The 19,083-nt window shown below is 43.0% G+C and carries 17 protein-coding genes and 1 pseudogene; 13 read left to right on the top strand and 5 right to left on the bottom strand.

Going from position 1 to position 19,083, the window contains the following annotated elements:
- The first annotated feature begins 21 nt into the window (after positions 1–21).
- Positions 22–1,242 (top strand): amino acid deaminase/aldolase, encoded by a 1,221-nt coding sequence (locus AC1DM9_RS16490; RefSeq protein WP_477581093.1) that lies wholly within the window; start codon positions 22–24, stop codon positions 1,240–1,242.
- Positions 1,230–2,552 (top strand): D-arabinono-1,4-lactone oxidase, encoded by a 1,323-nt coding sequence (locus tag AC1DM9_RS16485; RefSeq protein ID WP_477581091.1) that lies wholly within the window; start codon positions 1,230–1,232, stop codon positions 2,550–2,552. The genes AC1DM9_RS16490 and AC1DM9_RS16485 overlap by 13 nt, the downstream gene beginning before the upstream one ends.
- On the opposite strand, the gene AC1DM9_RS16480 is transcribed toward AC1DM9_RS16485, so the two are convergent.
- The gene (locus tag AC1DM9_RS16480; protein WP_477581089.1) at positions 2,536–3,456 is read right to left on the bottom strand and encodes a LysR family transcriptional regulator; all 921 of its coding nucleotides are present in this window, start codon (positions 3,454–3,456) and stop codon (positions 2,536–2,538) included. The genes AC1DM9_RS16485 and AC1DM9_RS16480 overlap by 17 nt on opposite strands.
- A 198-nt stretch (positions 3,457–3,654) precedes the next feature.
- Here AC1DM9_RS16480 and AC1DM9_RS16475 point away from each other — a divergent pair, with 198 nt between their 5' ends.
- Positions 3,655–4,398 carry an SDR family NAD(P)-dependent oxidoreductase gene (locus tag AC1DM9_RS16475; RefSeq protein ID WP_441964029.1) on the top strand — a complete coding sequence of 248 codons (744 nt, stop codon included), beginning with the start codon at positions 3,655–3,657 and terminating at the stop codon, positions 4,396–4,398.
- Between the two features lie 59 nt (positions 4,399–4,457).
- Complete coding sequence (locus tag AC1DM9_RS16470; RefSeq protein WP_477581087.1) at positions 4,458–5,213, top strand: SDR family NAD(P)-dependent oxidoreductase; 756 nt, start codon at positions 4,458–4,460, stop codon at positions 5,211–5,213.
- A 78-nt stretch (positions 5,214–5,291) separates the two neighbouring features.
- Here the strand turns inward: AC1DM9_RS16470 and AC1DM9_RS16465 are convergent, their stop codons facing one another.
- A complete protein-coding gene (locus AC1DM9_RS16465; RefSeq protein WP_477581085.1) occupies positions 5,292–5,945 on the bottom strand; it encodes a TetR/AcrR family transcriptional regulator in 654 nt (217 codons plus the stop codon).
- 172 nt (positions 5,946–6,117) lie between these two features.
- Here AC1DM9_RS16465 and AC1DM9_RS16460 point away from each other — a divergent pair.
- A pseudogene (locus AC1DM9_RS16460) lies at positions 6,118–6,618 on the top strand (SDR family NAD(P)-dependent oxidoreductase); the annotation flags it as partial.
- Positions 6,619–6,738: 120 nt separating this feature from the next.
- On the opposite strand, the gene AC1DM9_RS16455 reads toward AC1DM9_RS16460, so the two are convergent.
- Positions 6,739–7,467, bottom strand: coding sequence for a LysM peptidoglycan-binding domain-containing protein (locus tag AC1DM9_RS16455; RefSeq protein ID WP_477581083.1), 729 nt, complete (start codon positions 7,465–7,467; stop codon positions 6,739–6,741).
- Positions 7,468–7,874: 407 nt separating this feature from the next.
- Here AC1DM9_RS16455 and AC1DM9_RS16450 point away from each other — a divergent pair, with 407 nt between their 5' ends.
- Entirely contained in the window at positions 7,875–9,827 is a 1,953-nt protein-coding gene (locus AC1DM9_RS16450; RefSeq protein ID WP_477581081.1) for an ABC transporter ATP-binding protein/permease, read from the top strand.
- Complete coding sequence (locus AC1DM9_RS16445) at positions 9,824–11,638, top strand: ABC transporter ATP-binding protein/permease (protein WP_477581079.1); 1,815 nt, start codon at positions 9,824–9,826, stop codon at positions 11,636–11,638. The genes AC1DM9_RS16450 and AC1DM9_RS16445 overlap by 4 nt, the downstream gene beginning before the upstream one ends.
- A gap of 113 nt (positions 11,639–11,751) precedes the next feature.
- Here AC1DM9_RS16445 and AC1DM9_RS16440 read toward each other — a convergent pair whose 3' ends face one another.
- Together AC1DM9_RS16440 and AC1DM9_RS16435 are read right to left on the bottom strand one after the other, a co-directional pair.
- Entirely contained in the window at positions 11,752–13,416 is a 1,665-nt protein-coding gene (locus AC1DM9_RS16440; RefSeq protein WP_477581077.1) for a sensor histidine kinase, read from the bottom strand.
- A gap of 7 nt (positions 13,417–13,423) precedes the next feature.
- Entirely contained in the window at positions 13,424–14,107 is a 684-nt protein-coding gene (locus AC1DM9_RS16435; protein WP_477581236.1) for a response regulator transcription factor, read from the bottom strand.
- Positions 14,108–14,333: 226 nt separating this feature from the next.
- Between AC1DM9_RS16435 and AC1DM9_RS16430 the strand changes: the two genes are divergently transcribed.
- The 6 genes from AC1DM9_RS16430 to AC1DM9_RS16405 all read left to right on the top strand — a co-directional run bounded on the left by AC1DM9_RS16430 (position 14,334) and on the right by AC1DM9_RS16405 (position 19,066).
- Positions 14,334–14,690 carry a nucleotide excision repair endonuclease gene (locus tag AC1DM9_RS16430; protein WP_076266468.1) on the top strand — a complete coding sequence of 119 codons (357 nt, stop codon included), beginning with the start codon at positions 14,334–14,336 and terminating at the stop codon, positions 14,688–14,690.
- Between the two features lie 210 nt (positions 14,691–14,900).
- Positions 14,901–15,878 (top strand): ring-cleaving dioxygenase, encoded by a 978-nt coding sequence (locus AC1DM9_RS16425; protein WP_477581075.1) that lies wholly within the window; start codon positions 14,901–14,903, stop codon positions 15,876–15,878.
- A gap of 178 nt (positions 15,879–16,056) precedes the next feature.
- Positions 16,057–16,398 carry a zinc ribbon domain-containing protein YjdM gene (locus AC1DM9_RS16420; protein WP_477581073.1) on the top strand — a complete coding sequence of 114 codons (342 nt, stop codon included), beginning with the start codon at positions 16,057–16,059 and terminating at the stop codon, positions 16,396–16,398.
- Positions 16,399–16,606: 208 nt separating this feature from the next.
- Positions 16,607–17,296 (top strand): N-acetylmannosamine-6-phosphate 2-epimerase, encoded by a 690-nt coding sequence (locus AC1DM9_RS16415; protein WP_477581071.1) that lies wholly within the window; start codon positions 16,607–16,609, stop codon positions 17,294–17,296.
- Between the two features lie 9 nt (positions 17,297–17,305).
- Positions 17,306–18,184, top strand: a complete 879-nt coding sequence (locus tag AC1DM9_RS16410) for an ROK family protein (RefSeq protein ID WP_477581069.1) — start codon at positions 17,306–17,308, stop codon at positions 18,182–18,184.
- A gap of 27 nt (positions 18,185–18,211) precedes the next feature.
- Complete coding sequence (locus tag AC1DM9_RS16405; RefSeq protein WP_076266465.1) at positions 18,212–19,066, top strand: MurR/RpiR family transcriptional regulator; 855 nt, start codon at positions 18,212–18,214, stop codon at positions 19,064–19,066.
- Positions 19,067–19,083: the final 17 nt, after the last annotated feature.

The following is a 19,083-nucleotide window of genomic DNA, read 5'->3' as shown; positions in this document are numbered from 1 at the left end:
GAATATAATGTAAAAATAAATATGCATAAACAGAATGGAGAATGGCCTATCGAGCTCCCTCACTATGAGCAATATAAAAGGATTTTTGCGCAGATAGCGAAGCCTTTTGCTTATGTAAATCTTGATTTATTGGATGCGAATAGCAGAGCCATTGCGGCTGCGGCGGGTGACAAGAAAATTCGTGTCGCAAGTAAATCAATAAGGTCTGTGGAAGTTCTTCGACGTATTCTTCATTCAGACAAAGTGTATCAAGGCGTCATGTGTTATACGGCAAGAGAGGCGGCTTTTCTGCTGAGGCATGGCTTTGATGATTTGCTGCTTGGTTATCCCGCTTGGGAGCCGGACGAAATTTCAATTCTGTTAGAAGCTGCAGCTAGTGGCCGAACGGTCGTGTTTATGGTTGATTCCATTCAGCATGTGGAGCATATCGAGCGGCTTGCAGCAGCCACTGGCGTACAGGCAGCGCTTTGTCTGGATATTGATATGTCTGCAAACTATCCAGGACTGCATTTTGGCATATGGAGATCACCGGTAACCACATGGGCACTGGCTAAACTGATTGTCGAACGGATTAAGCAATCCAAATGGGTAAGGCTGGACGGTGTAATGGGCTACGAGGCGCAAATTGCTGGGGTAGGGGACCGGGTCTCGGGACAGTGGTTAAAAAATTCATTTATCCGCCAGCTGAAGCGGCGTTCAATTCGAGAAGTAGCTGAAAGGCGTGAGGAAGTGCTGCAAGGTATTCACGCGTTAGGCGGGGAACTGCGCTTTGTAAACGCTGGAGGTACTGGGAGTATAAGCAGCTCCAAATTGGAGCAGGGAGTAACGGAAATCACCGTAGGCTCTGGTTTTTATTGTCCTACGCTATTCGATCATTATGCTGATTTTCAGTATTTGCCTGCTGCTGGATATGCGGTGGAAGTCGTGCGGAAGCCTAGACTAGATATGGTAACCTGCTTGGGCGGGGGTTACACCGCTTCAGGTGCTGTTAGCGCGGAAAAAGCGCCGCAGCCGCATTTGCCTGAAGGCTTAACGTTGATTTCGTTAGAAGGCGCGGGTGAGGTGCAGACGCCGATTCGTTGTCCGAGCGGTTTGGCTCTCGAGCTGGGAGATCCAATCTTTTTCCGGCATGCGAAGGCTGGGGAATTATGTGAACGGTTTCCGAAGCTGTATGCGATAACTGGGGAAGGCATTGTTGATGAGTACTTAACCTACCGCGGAGAAGGGGAATGCTTCCTATGAAAGCGAATCGGAAAAGCTGGACAAATTGGTCGGGGTCAGTCACTGCCGCTCCTGAGCTTATTCGGCATCCGAAGACGATAGATGAAGTAGTGGCAATCGTTCGTCATGAGTGTTTGAAGAAAGGCAAATATTTGCGCGTTGTAGGGTCAGCGCATTCTTTTACGGCGGTTGCGGCTTCTGATCAGGTGCTTGTATCGCTTGACGAGCTGCAAGGAGTGGTGAGTGTAGATGCTGACGAGCAGACGGCTGTCGTCTGGGCAGGAACGAAGCTGAAGCGGTTAGGCGAGCTGTTGCATGAAGAAGGACTAGCGCAGGAAAATCTAGGCGATATAGATGTTCAGTCGATTGCAGGTGCGATTAGTACAGGAACTCACGGATCAGGGCTGCGCTTAGGAAGTATAGCTACACAGGTGATTGGCATAACGGTCGTAAACGGCTTAGGAGAAGTGCTGGAATATACGCTGCAGTCACATCCGGCTGTATTTCGAGCATTACAGGTTTCATTAGGCACATTAGGCATTATTGTTCAGGTAAAGCTCCGTTTAAGGAGCTCTTATGTACTTTCCTATGAGAGCAAACGTATGGCTTTGACGGACTGCTTGACGCAATTGCCGAATCTTGTAGAGGATAACCGGCATTTTGAGTTTTTTTGGTTTCCATATGCGGAGACTTGTCAGGTCAAACTGATGAATGAGACGGATGCGCCCATGCCTACGAACAAATGGATTGAATATGTAAACGAAAAGCTAGTTGAAAACACATTGTTTGGCTTACTATCAGGGCTTTGTAAGATGATCCCCACAGCAAGTGCTGCCATAAGCAGGTTAAGTGCATCAAGTGTACCCGTTGCGACAAAAGCGAATTATAGCCACCGCATATTTGCGACAGAAAGAACCGTCCGTTTTTATGAAATGGAATACAGCTTGCCGAAAGAAGCCATGACGTCGGTCATTCGTGAAATGCGAGAGGCAATGGAACGTGAGCGATTCCATGTTCATTTTCCTATTGAGTGCCGGTATGTGGCGGCTGATGAAATCTGGCTTAGTCCCGCGTATGGCCGCGATTCTGCCTATATAGCAGTCCATATGTATAAAGGCATGCCGTACAAACGTTATTTTGAAGTGATGGAGCAAATCTTTCTTCGTTATGAAGGCAGACCCCACTGGGGTAAAATGCATACGCTCAAGGCTGCCAATTTAATTAAGCGTTATCCGATGTGGCAGGAATTTGCCGAAATAAGAAAGCAAATGGACCCTCATGATTTGTTCATGAGCCCTTATTTGCGAGAGTTGTTTACGACTCAAAATTAGCTTTTACATCCGCTAGATCATGTTTAAGCCGGGTAATAAAGCTCTTTGAGATCGGGGTAGAGTGATGTCCTTCAGGCTGAATAAGGCCTAAATAAACAGCGCCTTGGCCTGTTAAATCAAGCTCCAAAATGACCGATTGATCCCGAATAATGGACAAATCACTCACAAAAGAGTAATCAAGGCCAATAGTGACGGCATGATGATTTAGGAGTGCCCTGCCAATCGAATTCGGGTTGTTTGTCGTAAACAAAATATCCACAGCGCCATATTTGGCTTGAAAGTCATCCATAAACCATTTTACATAATCATCATTATACAAGACGATCGTTTGCTGCATAATTTCCTCTGGTGTAATCGTTTTGTTAAGCGCCAATGGAGACTGTGTGCTTACTGCAGCAACCATCTTTACACTCATCAAGCGTTCAATGGACAGTCCGATATTTTCAACAAGGCGATTCTCAAACAAAATAATAAAACCCAAGTCGGCTCGATTATGCAGAATGTCGTCGATAATTTCATGAGAGCCCTTCTCGAAAATCTCCATTCGTATTTGCGGATAATCCTTTTTAAAATCCATGACGGCATTCTCAATCAGAAAAGCATGGCCGGGAATGGTAGCGAATCGCAAATGGCCTTGTATAGAATTAGAATAGCCCTGCGTGGTCTCGACTAGCTCTTTGTACTTGTTCAGAACTTCGTACACCTTTTTTATAATGACAATTCCTTCGGCTGTTGGTACTGCTCCTGACCGAGATCGCTTGAGGATAACAACTCCCCATTCCGATTCTAGGCTTGAAATCGCCTGGCTAATAGCCGATACGGTGACATGAAGATTTTGAGCGGCAGCCGAGATCGACCCCGTTTTTACAACTTCAACAAGATACTCTAGCTTTTCGATATTCATGAATGACCTATCTCCTTTGCTTTAGTTTTTCTTAAGTATTATTCAATTTGTTTAAATTTATCTTAACTTATATCAATGATAAGATGAAATCAAGGTACAGAAACTCGTACTTATAAAGTAAGAGTGAAATTGGCGGATTGTGGACAACGTAATCGAGACCGTTTATGGGCTCGAATCAAAAGAGGGAGTGTTGATAACATGAGATTCCAAGATAAAGTTGTTATTGTTACAGGCGGTGCAAGCGGTATTGGCGAAGTAACTGTCCGCTTATTTGCCGAAGAAGGAGCGAAAGTGGTCATTGCGGATTTTTCTGATCATGGGCAGGGCGTTTCCGATCAGTTGAATACAGAAGGCTTTGATACCTTGTTTGTAAAAACGGACGTGTCTAACGAGGACGACGTCATTCATATGGTATCCCAGACGGTGAGCAAATATGGCAAGCTGGATGTTCTGTTTGCAAACGCAGGTATAGCTAAGGACGGGCCTGCTGATCTATTAAGCTTAGATGCCTGGAATAGAACCATTGATATCAATCTAACAGGCGTGTTTCTCTGTGATAAATATGCGATCAAGCAAATGCTTGCACAAGGCACAGGCGGCTCCATCGTAAATTGCGGATCCATCCATAGCCACGTTGGCAAAGCAAATGTTACTGCGTATGCTTCTGCGAAAGGCGGCGTTAAGCTTTTGACCCAGTCGCTGAGTGCGGACTATGCAACTAAAGGCATTCGAGTCAATGCAATTTGCCCAGGATACATTGATACACCGCTCATTGCAGGACGGAATGAAGCGATTACGCAGCATCTTATCGATTTGCATCCGATGAAACGCCTTGGCAAGCCTGAAGAAGTCGGTAAAGCCGTGTTGTTCCTTGCCAGCGATGATGCTTCTTTTATAACAGGTGCCAGCCTGCTTGTTGATGGCGGCTACACCGCGGTCTAATTCGCATTTCAGTAACTAGGATCTCGTAAGGAAGACAAATCCGAAAGGAAGGATCAACGATGAGATTACAAGGCAAAATTGCTCTTATTACAGGCGCAGGTACAGGTATAGGAAAAACAACAGCGCTTCGGTTTGCTAAAGAGGGAGCCAAAGTTGTCGTAACGGATATCAATCTTGAAAATGTTAAAAAAACAGCGGACGAGATTCAACAGTCCGGCGGTGAAGCGCTAGCTTTGCACCATGATGTCAGTCATGAGGATAGCTGGACGCAGGTCGTTGACGCATCCATATCCGCATATGGACAAATTGATATTTTATTTAATAATGCAGGAATCTATTTCATTAAGCCTCTAGCAGAAACGACGTTGGACGAGTTTAATCGCATGATGAGCATCAATGTAACCAGCGTGTTTCTTGGGATGAAGCATGTTATGCCGCTTATGGCGAAGAAAGGCGGCGGGTCGGTCATCAATGCCTCCTCCGTTGCAGGTCTAAAAGGGGCTGCAGGTCATATTGCATATGGTGCCAGCAAGGGCGCTGTACGAATTATGACCAAGGATGCTGCCGTTGAGTACGCTCCGGCTAATGTCCGCGTCAATTCGATTCATCCGGCCTACATTAATACGGCGATGGGAGCCTATGCTGTTAACACAGCTAAGATACCTGAGTCTGAATTAGCCGAAATTGTGGCGCCATTAGGACGTTTTGGTACGGTAGAGGAAGTCGCGAATTTAGTTGTTTTTCTGGCATCCGATGAATCATCTTTCTCAACGGGGGCAGAATTCATTCTCGATGGCGGGGCTACTGCGAGATAAATAAAAAAAGTAAGGGCACCCAAGGGCGGGTGCCCTTACTTTTTGTCTAGCCTTATATAGAGAAAGGAATTATTTTAATCAACTAGCGTGCCGAAAGAACGTCTGAATTAAATTGGATACCGTCCTGTCATATAATGTTTTCGCCATCGCTTCACTTTGAATATGACCACCTAAGTAAAGGTGGATGACTCCGTGTAATGAAGCCCAAACCACATGAACAACAAGTATCGGGTCTTTTTCGGCTATCAGTTCTAGCTCTATTGCCTCAGCGATCGTGTTTATAACTTGTTGCAAAGCAGTTATCGTCGCTTTTAAACTTTCCTCTTCCGGTTTGAATTCGCTAAAAGCTCCGCCAAACATCAACATATAGTAGCTTGTATAGGATTGTCCAAAACTCCAATAAGCTTCACTCAAGTCACGAAGATATTCCTCTAGGTCTGCTTGTTTTGGTACCGAGTCAAAGGACTTGGCTAACAGCTTGCAGCCTTCCAAAAATAATTGCTTAGCTAAACCTTCTTTGTTATTAAATAAGTTGTAAATGATTTTAGTGGAACATTCCATTTTCTCAGCAACTCGGCGAACCGTAACCGCCTCTGGGCCATGTTCCTGCAAAATCCTTGCAGCTGCCTCTACAACGTTTTGTCTTAAATTCTCGGTATGCTGCAGTCTCGTTTCCTGATAGGTTTTAACAGTACGGTTATCTGTGAAAGGCATATCGGAAGGATTGTTCATCTAACTTCACCCTCAGACCTTTAATTTTTTCGAGATACGATGTTTCCTGACATTCATTTTACTATTTTCAATTACATAACACCAACTAAAATGGGTGTCGCGTTAACAACAATCATGACTTTTGATCAGTAAGTTGACATTAAGCGGGTAATTAAATGCAATGGTTTCATTATGGTTTGATCAGTTGCCTAGTGGCCGAGTACATGAAGAAGTGATGCTCAACGTAGTTGCAGTTGTGGATCTTACTCATTTGTTTTTACCGGATATGCTTAAAAAACGGAGCGGTATCGTCATTAATGTAGCTTCTACTGCAGCATTTCAACCGGATCCGTATATGGCGGTGTATGGAGCGACCAAATCTTTTGTACTGTCGTTTACACAGGCGCTTTGGGAAGAAAACCGCAAACGCGGTGTCCAATTTCTTGCTTTATGTCCAGGTTCAACGGAAACCCCATTCTTCAGCGTTGTAGGAGCAGAAGAGGCATCTGTCGGAAAGCGCGATACGCCAGAACATGTTGTACAAGTGGCGCTTCGCTCATTAGAGGCTGGTCGGCCTTATGCTGTTGCTGGGATCAAAAACTTCATAACAGCTCAAGCATCTCGTTTTTTAACAAGCAAACAAATGCTTCGTATTGTGGAGCGGATGCTGCGTCCGCGTGTACTTTTAAAATAAAAATGTGAAGTTCGTTATCTGTGGTGGAAGAACTTATTTGTTTAAAGTGAAAAGGCACCCAAGCGGGTGCTCTCTCATTTTTAACAACAAATAAGCTGGCTTATATTCACATTCTGTTAGTTATTGAAATGCATGGGGGAATTGCGTGACGATGCCAGCTGTAAATGCATCCGCCATATCCAGTGCTTGTTTCTCAATTTGATCAAAGGCTTCGATGTCAGATTCATAATTTTTGGATAATCGAAATACGGCTTCATTTTTGGTCATGCGAAGATGCTCATGCAGCATGTTCTCCAAGGCTGACTTCGGCCAATTGGGGTTGATACTGTTCATAAAGCCAGCGATTTCATCTGCATTGGCATACCATTTCTTTTCTGCTTCCGCAGCTGCTTGATTATTGCCAGCCTTCGCAGCTTTAACGAGTTGTGCAGCCAAAACAAGATGTTCTCTCATTAAACGGTCAAACTGAGAAGCTACCGTATCTCCGTAATAATATTTAAAAACGGCGGCCATGTCTGTGGGATTACGAAGGAGACGCTCGGTAACTAACGCTTCATCAGGCAAACCTTCCGCAATACTAATAATGAGCATCCTCGTCCAAGCGACGTGTTGCTCCCAGAGCGTTCGGAAAGTTTGGTTTAATTCTACTTCGGCTTTACTTATACATGTATTACTTTGTACGTTACCCCATTTCATTCTAAAAAATGGTGTAGGCGTTTGCCTATAGGGGATATAATTCGTCTGCCATGTGTATGGGTTATAAGGATAAGTACCTGGATAAGCAGCATTTCTTGCAAAGAAAGACGGTTGATGCCGTGGATCTGATATCCAAGGAATCGAATAGAACATAGGTGTTGCCTCCTTAATATAGGTATTCACCTAATAACTATACGTAAAGAAAGTAGTATGCGATTGGGCTATTGACTATATTTATCACTGTAAACCCTGCACGAATGAGGACAAGGGATACTACATGCTGATTATGGCCTGCAAAGTGAACGATAACCTCGTGCAATTCATTTATTTAATCGATAATAAATATGTCGTTATAAACAATTGAGCGTCAGCAAGTAACCTATGGTGAAACATAGATTATTTGCTGACGCTCTTTTTATTGTTTCTATGCATCAAACAAAATTTGTATTGGGCTGCATATCTCGTCCAATTTATTGCCGCACCGCCACCTGAATGACACATTGACCCCTTATAGTATAGAAACTGCCATCAATAATAAAGGAAAGATAGGAGAAATAAACATGTATGAAATTCATAATGTATCCAGATTATTCGGCCAGGAATATGCACTTAAAAATATATCTCTTGAAATCAAGGGTGGGCTTAACTTTATCGTAGGTGCATCAGGAAGCGGGAAAACAACCCTCCTCAAAATATTAGCAGGCTTGGATCAGGATTTTAAAGGTGAGGCTTATTACAAAAAGCAAAATCTAAAAACGCTCAGCCAAAAGGATAAGAGTGAGTATCACAATAAAAAAATCGGGATCGTATGGCAGGAGTTTAACTTGATCGACGATTTATCGGTATTGGATAACATAAAAATGCCTCTATATTTAAACGATACCATTTCAGGTGAACGAATAACTCAGCTCATGAAGCAGCTTAAAATTAATGAACTCGCAAAGCAGAAGGTCAGAAATCTATCTGGCGGTCAAAAGCAGCGGGTGGCTATAGCAAGAGAGCTTATGAAAAATCCTGAGGTCCTTATTGCTGATGAGCCCACAGCCGCGCTTGACTCGAAAGCAGCCAGTGTAATTATTAATATATTGAAGCAAATCGCCAAAACGCGTACAGTCATTATCGTCACGCATGATAGCTCGATGCTTGACGATAACAGCAGTGTTTTTGAGTTTGATAAAGGTGAGCTCGTGTCGGAAACCAAAGTCGAACAAGCTAAGCCAAAACCATCTCCGATGACAGCAAAACCCGCATTATCTGTGAAGCGGACCATGTCAATCTCAATGACCAATATAAAGAGTAAAATAAGCAGATACGCGGTGTTGGTGATTGCCATATTGGTATCGACAAGCTTTCTATTAATGAATACAACAGGCCGTATACAAAACACGAGTAAAAACAGCTTTGATGAATTGTACGCTGCGATTGGCGAGGGCCTTTTTGATATTGAGATTGCATCTAAATTTATAAGCGCAGGCAGTTCAAGCGAATCTGATCAAGAGCAAAAGCCAAATGTCGATGTGGATCAGGACATTGCAGGCCTTTATGAAAAATACTTAAATGATGAACGTGTGAAGCACGTGGTATTTGCCCAGGCAGTGAATAATATTACGGTAGTCTTAGATGGCAAGGAGCACAAGATTGAGGGCTCAAACAATGTCCCTGTATTCAAAAAGCTAATATCTGGTAAAATGCCTACGGGTGATCATAATGAAGTGGTTGTCTCAAACAGCTTGGCAGATGTTTTAGGCGTTTCCAATAATGATCTCATCGGCAAAACGATTGACCTCCGTGGGACGCTTTTTAATTGGGATTCCGGTGAGCCAGTTGAAAAGCCAGTTGGTACGACTGTCAAAATTGTTGGTGTAGCGGATACCACAGCTGTGGTAGAGTTTAACGGTGAGATTAAGGAGTATCCAGTAAACGACTCATTCTTTTTCAGTAAATCATCGGTTATTGAACTGCGCGAACAGGCGAACATGAAATCCAAAACGTCTAATTTCTCGATGAGAGCAAATAGCGCCGAGGACATGATTTCATTGAAAGACGAGCTGCTGGCGATGGGAATTGTGCCGAATGGCAGATTTGAACTGGTCGAAGATATGGTTCGATTAAATGCTCAGGCGAAAGAGCAGTCAGGCTCAGCTGTCATTGTCATTAGCATTCTGTCTTTAATCGTTTCGCTTGCCATTTCGTTTATGACAGCAGCTATGCGTAAAAGAGAATATGCGATTTTCAAAATAAACGGCTATAGGAATAGCGATCTAACAAAAATGACGTTCGTGGAATACATGTTTGTTAGCTTAGCGGCATTTGTATTATTTGTATTGGCCTCTCCACTCATCAACATGGCTATGAATTCAATTACTGGCTCGCCGGGTGTTTTGGAAGCCAAATCATATGCTATAGAGGCGGGCCTGATTATCCTCATTGCTTTGTTTTGCGGCTTGATAACAACGATGGTGATTGGGACTGTCAATACATTTAAATCGTTGAAGTCAGGTGACAGAGCATGATTATTTTAGAAGAGGTAACAAAAAAATATGGTGACCAAACTATTTTAAACCGTATAGGATATACGTTTCGGAATAGAGGGATTACCTGTATTCTTGGCGCATCAGGCAGTGGGAAAAGTACATTATTGAACCTGCTCGCAGGGTTCGATATGAATTACAAAGGAAACATTACGGTATGCGATGAGAAAATTACAGAAATGACACCAGTAGAGCTTTGCCAATTCCGACAAAACCATATCGGGTTTATTTTTCAAAGTTACAATTTAATAAGCGGCTATACTGTTATGGAAAATATTTTACTCGCAGCTGAGTTGAATGGGAAATCAGAGCAAGAAAACCGTGATAAGGTATTTGCATTAATCAAAGAATTAGGCTTGGAAGCGAAGGCAGAAGAAAAAGTGGAAAATCTATCAGGCGGGCAGAAGCAACGCGTTGCGATTGCGAGAGCACTTGTGAATGATCCGCAAATATTATTCGCAGATGAGCCTACTGGAGCGCTTGATCGTGAGTTAGCTAATCAAATCATGGATATTTTGAAGGAAGTGGCAAGGGATCGGCTGGTCGTTGTCATTACCCATGATAAAAAGATATGTTCGTGGGCTGATGAAGTTTTGTCTATCCAAAATGGGAAGATACAGGTTGTTTCATCTCAAGCAATATCAGCAGAACAAACGATAGTCCAAAAGCGAATCAAAGCAAAGCATACGAGTAACCGTGCCCAGGTTTCCATTTGGAAGTGTGCTGTTAAAAATTTTAGAGTGCGACTATTTCGTTATATGGCAGTTAGCTTGGTTATTGCAATAGGAATTGCGCTGTTTGTTGTTTCACTCTCATCCAGCAACATCATGAGTCAGTCTATTACTGATTTCAAAGACAAAAACACCGCGTTCAATAACGGATATATTGCGTTAAATGAGAAACAAGATCCATTCAAACTATTAAGCCAGGATCATAGAATTGAAAATATCTATTATCAATACGTACTCAAGGACGTAGCACTTACCCTAAGTGCAGGGAGCGTTGGCTTTAAAGAGAAAATACCTATGCCAAGAGCCACTGAAAATATGTCATATGGCATCATGCCGAGATATGGGGAGAACGAGATTTCAATTACGCCAAGTGTAGGGAGAAAGCTTACCGATAATATTCGTGAGCTCATTGGCCAAAAAATAACGTTGAAATATGACGGACACAGTTTCCCTCTCACAATCAGCGGTATCTATAACGCAGGTTATGATGATTTTTTCATCAGCTCCGATGTGGAGCAATCACTTTATGAGCTTGAGAGAGGGGAGAAGCCATTCTCAGTTTCTTATGATGTGACAAGCTTTTCGGATATTGTGCCGGTAACAGATGATTTGGAAAAACAAAATATAACGACCAAAACGGCTGTGGAGCAAGTCGCTGCTCTGGAGAAAACCTTTAGCAGCGTAAAGAAGCTTTTTCTTGCTGTGTCCATTCTTATTTTATCCATCGCACTTTTTATTAGCATTGTACTGCTTGCTAAACAAACAAACGCTAGATACCGTGAGATCGGAATTTTAGCAGCTCTCGGCTACAACAAGGGATGGATCAGGGGGATATTAGCTGCTGAAAACATCCTTTTAGCTAGTACATCAACGATTCTCAGTATCGGAATGTTCTTCGTCATCAGTTATATATACAGCCTTTTGCTAGGGGGCGGAATGATCATTCAAGCCCTGCAAATGGTGATTACCGTCATTTCAACATTTATCATTATTCTTTTAATGAGTACGATTGTTAGTCGGAAGCTAATTGCTGCTGAGCCGGCGGATGCTCTTCGGAAATAAAGGATTACGAAGTAATACTTAGTGATGTTAAAATTATTGCAAACGAAAATAGTCTATACCCCGAATGATAGGGGGATAGACTGTTTTTTTTATTTTCAGCTAATTGACCTTAGTTAATTATGATCCAGAAGAGGAAGGGTCAAATAAAACGTTACACCATCCGCTTCATTAAACACGCCGTACTCCCTTTCATGTCGTTGTAAAATCGCTTTTACGATGGACAAGCCGATGCCTGTTCCTCCAAGCTCACGACTGCCTGATTGGTCAGCTCTATAGAAAGTGTCCCAAATATAAGGCAGATCCTCTTCGGGAATAAGCACGCCCTCATTTTTAAGCTCTACCCGTACGGAGGATGACTGTTCGGTCTTTATACGTATTTCAAGACGTCCTTGAACGGGGGTATGACGTATAGCGTTGCCAAGCAGGTTGATCAGCACTTGCTCCAGCCGCTGCCGATCTGATCGCACCCATAGTTCTTCGGCATCTAGCCCAATCAGCTGGGGACGGATGGATTTCTCATACAAGAGTGGAGCCATTTTCGTTAGTACCGATTGGACGGTTTCATAAAGCGGGACACTTGACCAATGTAGTGCAAACCGGCCGCTCTCTAGTTGGGAGAGATCCAGCAAATCGGCGACAAGACGGGCCATCCGCTCCGATTCCTCGATAATCACGGCCGTATATTTATCGCGTTTCAGCCCGTTTGCTACATTGTCTTGGAGCGCTTCTGCATAACCTTGGATTAGACTGACCGGTGTTTTTAATTCATGTGATACACTTGCTACGAATTGCCTGCGCATTCGTTCTAGCTGCTTTTCTTTCTCGATATCATCAAGCAATTTCAAGTTCGCTTCCTGTAATTCAGCCATCGTTTGCTGCAGATTACGTGCAAGGCTATTCATCGTTCCCGCGAGCTGGCCGATTTCATCCTTCCGATTCATACGTACGAATGCTGTGAAATCGAGCTTGGCCAAACGCTTCGCTACTTTGTTCAGCTGCATCAGCGGCAATGTAATGGTGCGTGAAAGGAAATAAGCAAAAAGTAAAATAGGGATGGCAGCAAGCGCGTAAAAATACATATAAAATCGGCTCATCACTTGCACAGCATCGCCGACAGGCTGGAGTGTTGCCAGTGCAATTAAATACGCATCTCCATCCCTATGGTTTACTGTGTTCGGCAGCTTCACTGCGGCAAGTAGCATGTTTTCATTATCAGCATTAAAGGATGATATTTTCGTCACGCTCACATGTCCTGTTTTGGATAATGTGCTGAATCGGTCGTTGTTTTGCAGCCAAATGCTCATGGCGTCCGACAGCCGATTACTGTAGGGATTAACATAAGTTGCAGGTACGAGGGGTTGAATTTTAATGTTCTTATCATCCAGCGGAGGCTGAACGTATGGCTCGGGATCGAGTTGAATCGATATATCATAATCATGATTAAGGATGATGGAAGGCGTTACAGGTATAGCAGGAATGGCTTTGTAGCCCCCAGCATACACGTCGATTTTATTTCCTTGCTTGTACAGCACGGCTGTTACGCCGTAAAAGCGTTGTTCAAAGCTGATGACCTCTTCGGGCTTGACGTTTAGATCGTAAATACCGGATGCATACTTATGATAGATGCTTTCCATCTGCTGAGATAGCTCATTCGACTTCTGCTCGATGTAAAACGTTCCGAAAAACTTAGTCTGAAGCACCATCCAAAGAATGATAAAAAACATCAAAGCGACCAAGGTCACCCAAAATATTTTGAAATCCAATCGCTCTCTCTTCATACGTACCTCATGTTTTCATTTGAAATTTATAACCGTTGTTGCGCACGGTTTGGATGTAACCAGCCTGGTCTCCTAGTTTTTTGCGTAGACGTTTAATTTGCGTATCGACTGTACGGGCATCGCCGAAATAATCGATTCCCCATAAGCGATCAAGAAGAGTATCTCTTGTTAATACGATATTTGGATGCTGGTAGAAGAACAGCAGCAGTTCGTATTCTTTTGGCGACAATTCGAGAAGCTCACCGTAAAGATAAACATCATGGGCTTGCTCATTAATTTCCAAATCATGATGCTTCTTCAGCTCTGCGGCCCCATCATGAACATGCCACCGGCTTAATAAGGCTTTAATTTTCGCGGTCAACACTTTCGGGCTAAATGGTTTAGTTACATAATCGTCTGCACCCAATTCGTAGCCATATAACTTATCTTCTTCCTCCGACCTAGCTGTTAGCATGACAATAATAGTCTGGGAGTGACTGCGAAGCTGCTTGCATACTTCAAAACCATCTATACCGGGCATCATAATATCAAGCACAACGAGATCAGGCGGCGTAAGGCGAGCATGCTCCAACGCTTCATAGCCATTTGCTGCTTGTGTGATGTGGTAGCCCTCTTCTTCCAAATAATCTGCAACAAGCTCCCTCATTCGAGGCTCATCCTCGACGATAAGTATTAAGGGCTGTTTCACCATATTGGATTCAATCTCCTCTGTTGCCCTTGTCATTCGCTATCATCGGGGCATTATGATTCATATTGTTGAGTTCACTAATTACCACCATTATGGAGGAAATGATCCTGTAAACGCAATGCAGCCCAATATACCGGCTCATTCGCCCCTAATTTGCATTGCCAATGGTTTTCATTTGTCGTTTTATGATAGTATATAGACCTATACGCTAAGAAGGAAGTGAACCATTATGATCAACATAACGATTCCGGCGCCGGACGTAACCATAACCAAGCAGGTTAATCCACAGCTGAGCAATATTTATGGCTTTACTGATTTTCACCTGATTACAAGGGAGCATGGCGGTTTCTTTATGTTTTACAACGATAAGGACGAGCTGCTGTTTGTCGGCAAGGCACGGAAGCTAAGACCCCGTATCAAAAAACATTTTGAGGATTCCGTATCCGTCATGAAAAACCATCGTAATGAGGTTACTAAAATTGAGGTTTATGTTAATGAGGATTCGGTTGATCGCGAGATTTACGAAACATACCTTATAAACAAATTCAGAGCGAAATACAATGTAGAAAAAGTGTTCTTTAAATAAATAGATCGACAAACACAAAGCAATGAGCGCAGTCATTCGGACGAGGCTTATTGTTTTTTTGTTTAGGGTGCGATGCCGGCTTGTTGACATCGGAAAGTAAACCTGATATATTTATCTTAAATTAAAGATAATTAAATTAAAGATTGTTTTTAGAAGATGATTTGTATTCATGAACCACGGGAAAGCTAAAATTGAATGGAGGAATATATAATGAATCAATTAAAAGGTATCCATCACGTTACGGCAATTACAAGCAGTGCAGAGCGCAACTATGACTTTTTTACAAATATGTTAGGTATGCGATTAGTGAAAAAAACGGTGAACCAAGACGATATCCAAACGTATCATTTGTTTTTTGCAGATGATAAAGGCAATGCAGGCACTGATATGACATTTTTCGATTTTCCACATATTCCGAAGGGCGTGCATGGAACGAATGAAATTTCAAAAACTTCATTCCGAATTCCGAATGATGCAGCTTTGCAATACTGGGTAGAGCGTTTCAATCGTCTAGATGTCACGCATACCGGTATTCAAGAGATGTTTGGCAAGAAGTCACTTTCGTTTGTTGACTTTGATGATCAACACTATCAATTGATTTCGGATGAAAACAATAAAGGGGTAGCTTCAGGGGTGCCTTGGGAAAAAGGACCAATCCCGTTAGAGCACGCGATTACGGGTCTAGGGCCAATCTTCATTCGCATTTCTAATTTCGAGAACTTCAAAACGATGCTGGAGAAAGTGCTGTTGTTCAAAGAAATTGACCAAGACGGTTCATTCCATCTATTTGAGGTTGGTGAAGGCGGAAACGGAGCTCAAGTTATCGTAGAATACAATGCTGTGCTTCCACAAGCGCATCAAGGCTTCGGCACCGTTCACCACGTGGCATTCCGTGTTGAAGACCGCGGCGTATTAAATGAATGGATTGAGCGCCTAGAGAGCTTCAGATTGCCGTCATCGGGCTATGTAAACCGTCACTTTTTCGAATCGTTGTACGCTAGAGTGGCTCCGCAAATTTTATTCGAATTTGCTACGGATGGTCCAGGGTTTATGGGTGATGAGCCTTATGAAACGCTTGGTGAAAAATTATCGCTGCCTCCTTTCCTAGAGCCTAAGCGTGAAGAAATCGAGAAATTAGTCCGTCCGATTGATACGGTTCGCAGTACGAAGGAGTTTATTAAAGAATAATGCTTCATAAAAGGCTCCAGCTTCCCTTGCGAAGCTGGAGCTTTTATTTAAAAAGCAAACGTAAAAGATATTCAACAATCGCTTTAGGTAGTGGATTGATTGGACAATATCCCCTATACTTGTAAGGCAACTTCAAGGAGAACTTGAATGTATAATAAGGAATGGGGGACATGAACTTATGTCTAGTTTGCCAAATTGCCCGGAATGTAATTCTGAATACACGTATGAGGATGGCAGTCTGCTAATCTGTCCAGAATGCAGCCATGAGTGGAGCTTACTAACAGAATCCGATAACGATGAAGATAAAAGAATAATTAAAGATGCGAATGGAAATGTGCTGAATGATGGCGATTCTGTAACGGTCATTAAAGACCTTAAAGTTAAAGGCAGCTCGCTCGTTATCAAAATAGGCACAAAAGTAAAAAACATCCGCTTAATTGAAGGCGATCATGATATTGATTGCAAAATCGATAGCTTTGGCGCTATGAAATTGAAGTCGGAATTTGTTAAGAAGATTTAGTATTTGTTTTTAATTCAAGTATAGATGAGGCCCGATTGGCTCTTTAGAGCTTTTCGGGTCTTTTTATTGATGTTTAGGAGAAAATAATTTTCATAAACTGAATAATGGTGAAATTAATTTACAAAATGAGGGTATTATGATATGTTGATTTTGCCTAGATGGCAGCAGCAGTCAAGGAGTAAATAAAACAGCAGCGGAGTGGAGTCCAATGAATACAAATAGAAATGTACTTGATAGGATAAGAAGAAAGTTGGTCGTTTCCTGCCAAGCCTTGCCGGATGAGCCGCTGCATAGTCCATTTATTATGGGGAGAATGGCATATGCAGCTTTTTTAGGCGGAGCTTCAGGGATTCGTGCCAACAGCGTAGAGGATATTAGGGAAATTAAGCAGCAGGTAGATCTACCGATCATCGGTATTATAAAAAAGGATTATGAGGGCTCTTCCGTATTCATCACCCCTACGATGAATGAAGTGGATGAACTTTGCCGAGAAGGCGTGGACATCATCGCAATGGATGCAACAAATCGTGTGAGGCCGGACGGATCAACGATATCGGAATTATTTCCTTTACTACGAGATAAGTATAAAGATCAGCTCTTTATGGCGGATTGCTCGACCTATGCTGAAGCTATCGAGGCTGCAGCGCTAGGGTTTGACATTATTGGGACGACTCTTAGCGGCTATACGGAAGCAACAAAAGATAATGTTTTGCCGGATTTTCAGTTGATAGAGAAGCTCGTGAATACGATATCTGTTCCGATTATTGCGGAGGGCGGCATCTCAACACCTGAGGAACTAAAACGATTATTTGACCAAGGGATTTATTCGGCTGTAGTGGGCTCTTCCATTACAAGACCGATGGAAATAACCAAAAAATTCGTAAAGGCTGTTGAATAGCCCATGGGAATGAACATTTTAGCGGCAGATATTGGCGGTACCCATACGAAGATAGGCATTTGCGATGAACGAGGCCGTATCACTCAGTTCAAGGAGTATGCAACTGAAGCTCATATGGGCGGCAAGCATCTCATGGAAAAACTGCTTTTCCAAATGGAGTCGTACCAGCATTTTGATGCTGTCGCTATTAGTACGGCCGGACAAGTGAACGCAGATGAGGGCTGCATCTTGTATGCCAATGAGAATATCCCAAGCTATACAGGCATGAAGGTCAGAGAGATCGTAGAGAATCGGTTCCATAAGCCAGTGAAGGTTGAAAATGATGTGAATGCAGCTGCTTTAGGCGAGGCGTATTTTGGAGCGGCAAAGTCGTTTACTGATTTTTTATGCTTAACGTTTGGGACGGGGATTGGCGGAGCCATCGTCATGAATCGTCAGATCTATCGTGGTGCGAGCGGCTCAGCTGCTGAATTCGGTCATATGTTTACCCGTCCATTGTCGCAAACGAATGGCGGCACGCGCAAATCATTTTATGAAACCTATGCCTCAACAACAGCCTTAATTCGAATGGCCCAAGAAGCTGATCCTGAAATTGTAGACGGAAAAGGTTTTTTTGATAAAATACAGGTAGGAAACGAACCATTACAACAAATATTGCATGCATGGACGACCGAAGTTTCCGCGGGTTTGGCTTCACTCATTCATATTTTCAATCCACCTGCTATTATTGTAGGAGGCGGAGTGATGGAGCAGGATGAGCTTGTTCGAATGGTTGAGAAACAAACCAAAGCCTTAATTATGGAGAGCTTTGCGGGTGTGAACATCGTAAAGGCTTCTCTTGGAAATAAAGCTGGCTTATTAGGTGCGGCATCATTATTTCTACGCTGAATAGACAGGATTTAGGGAGGTGATCGGTTGCGCACTATCAATATTTTTACAACGATTCATTCGAAATACAACAACCTGACGAATACCGAAAGGAAAGTAGCAGACTTCATTCTGGAAAACTCGGAAGGTGTCGTCTACATGTCGATTACCGATCTTGCAGATCACTGTGGAGTGGGCGAGTCCAGCGTATTCCGGTTTTGCAGGTCGTTAAGCTATAAAGGGTATCAGGATTTTAAAATCGCCCTTGCACACAGYATCACCGCTGAGAACGAAATACCGCAGCTCACGGACAAGGTTCTGATGAATGATACGATGGATCAAGTGTCCTCTAAGGTGCTGTCATCCAACATAAGTGCATTGAACGAGACCTATAACTTAATCGATAACGAAAAAATGGATCAGGCGATTGAGCATTTGCTCCAAGCGGAACGGGTCATATTTTTTGGCGTAGGCTCCTCCTTGATGACGGCAATGGAAGCGAAAATCAAATTTATGCGTATCACAAACAAAACGGAATGCAGCATCGATTCGCATCTGCAGATGATGTCAGCGGCTTTAATGACGAAACGGGATGTCGCTGTCGTTATTTCTTATTCCGGTTCTACAAAGGATACGATTGAAGTAGCGAAAAGGGCGAAAGAAAGCGGTGCTACCGTCATTTCAATTACGAGGTTCGTTAAGTCGCCGCTGACCTCTTACTCTGATCTGACGCTGCTGTGCGGAGCGAATGAAGGACCTTTGCAGGGCGGCTCATTATCTGCGAAGATTTCACAGCTTTACTTGCTCGATGTTTTGTATGTGGAATATTTTAAAAGAACCTATGAAGATTCAATAAGGAATAAGGAAAGCACGGCTGCGTCGGTAGCTGTGAAATTGCTATAAAGCTTACGGTGAATAAA

It is taken from the genome of Paenibacillus sp. 01T431 (assembly GCF_056398625.1).
Note: the sequence above shows the minus strand (reverse complement) of the source record. Positions and strands in the feature narration are given on the sequence as shown.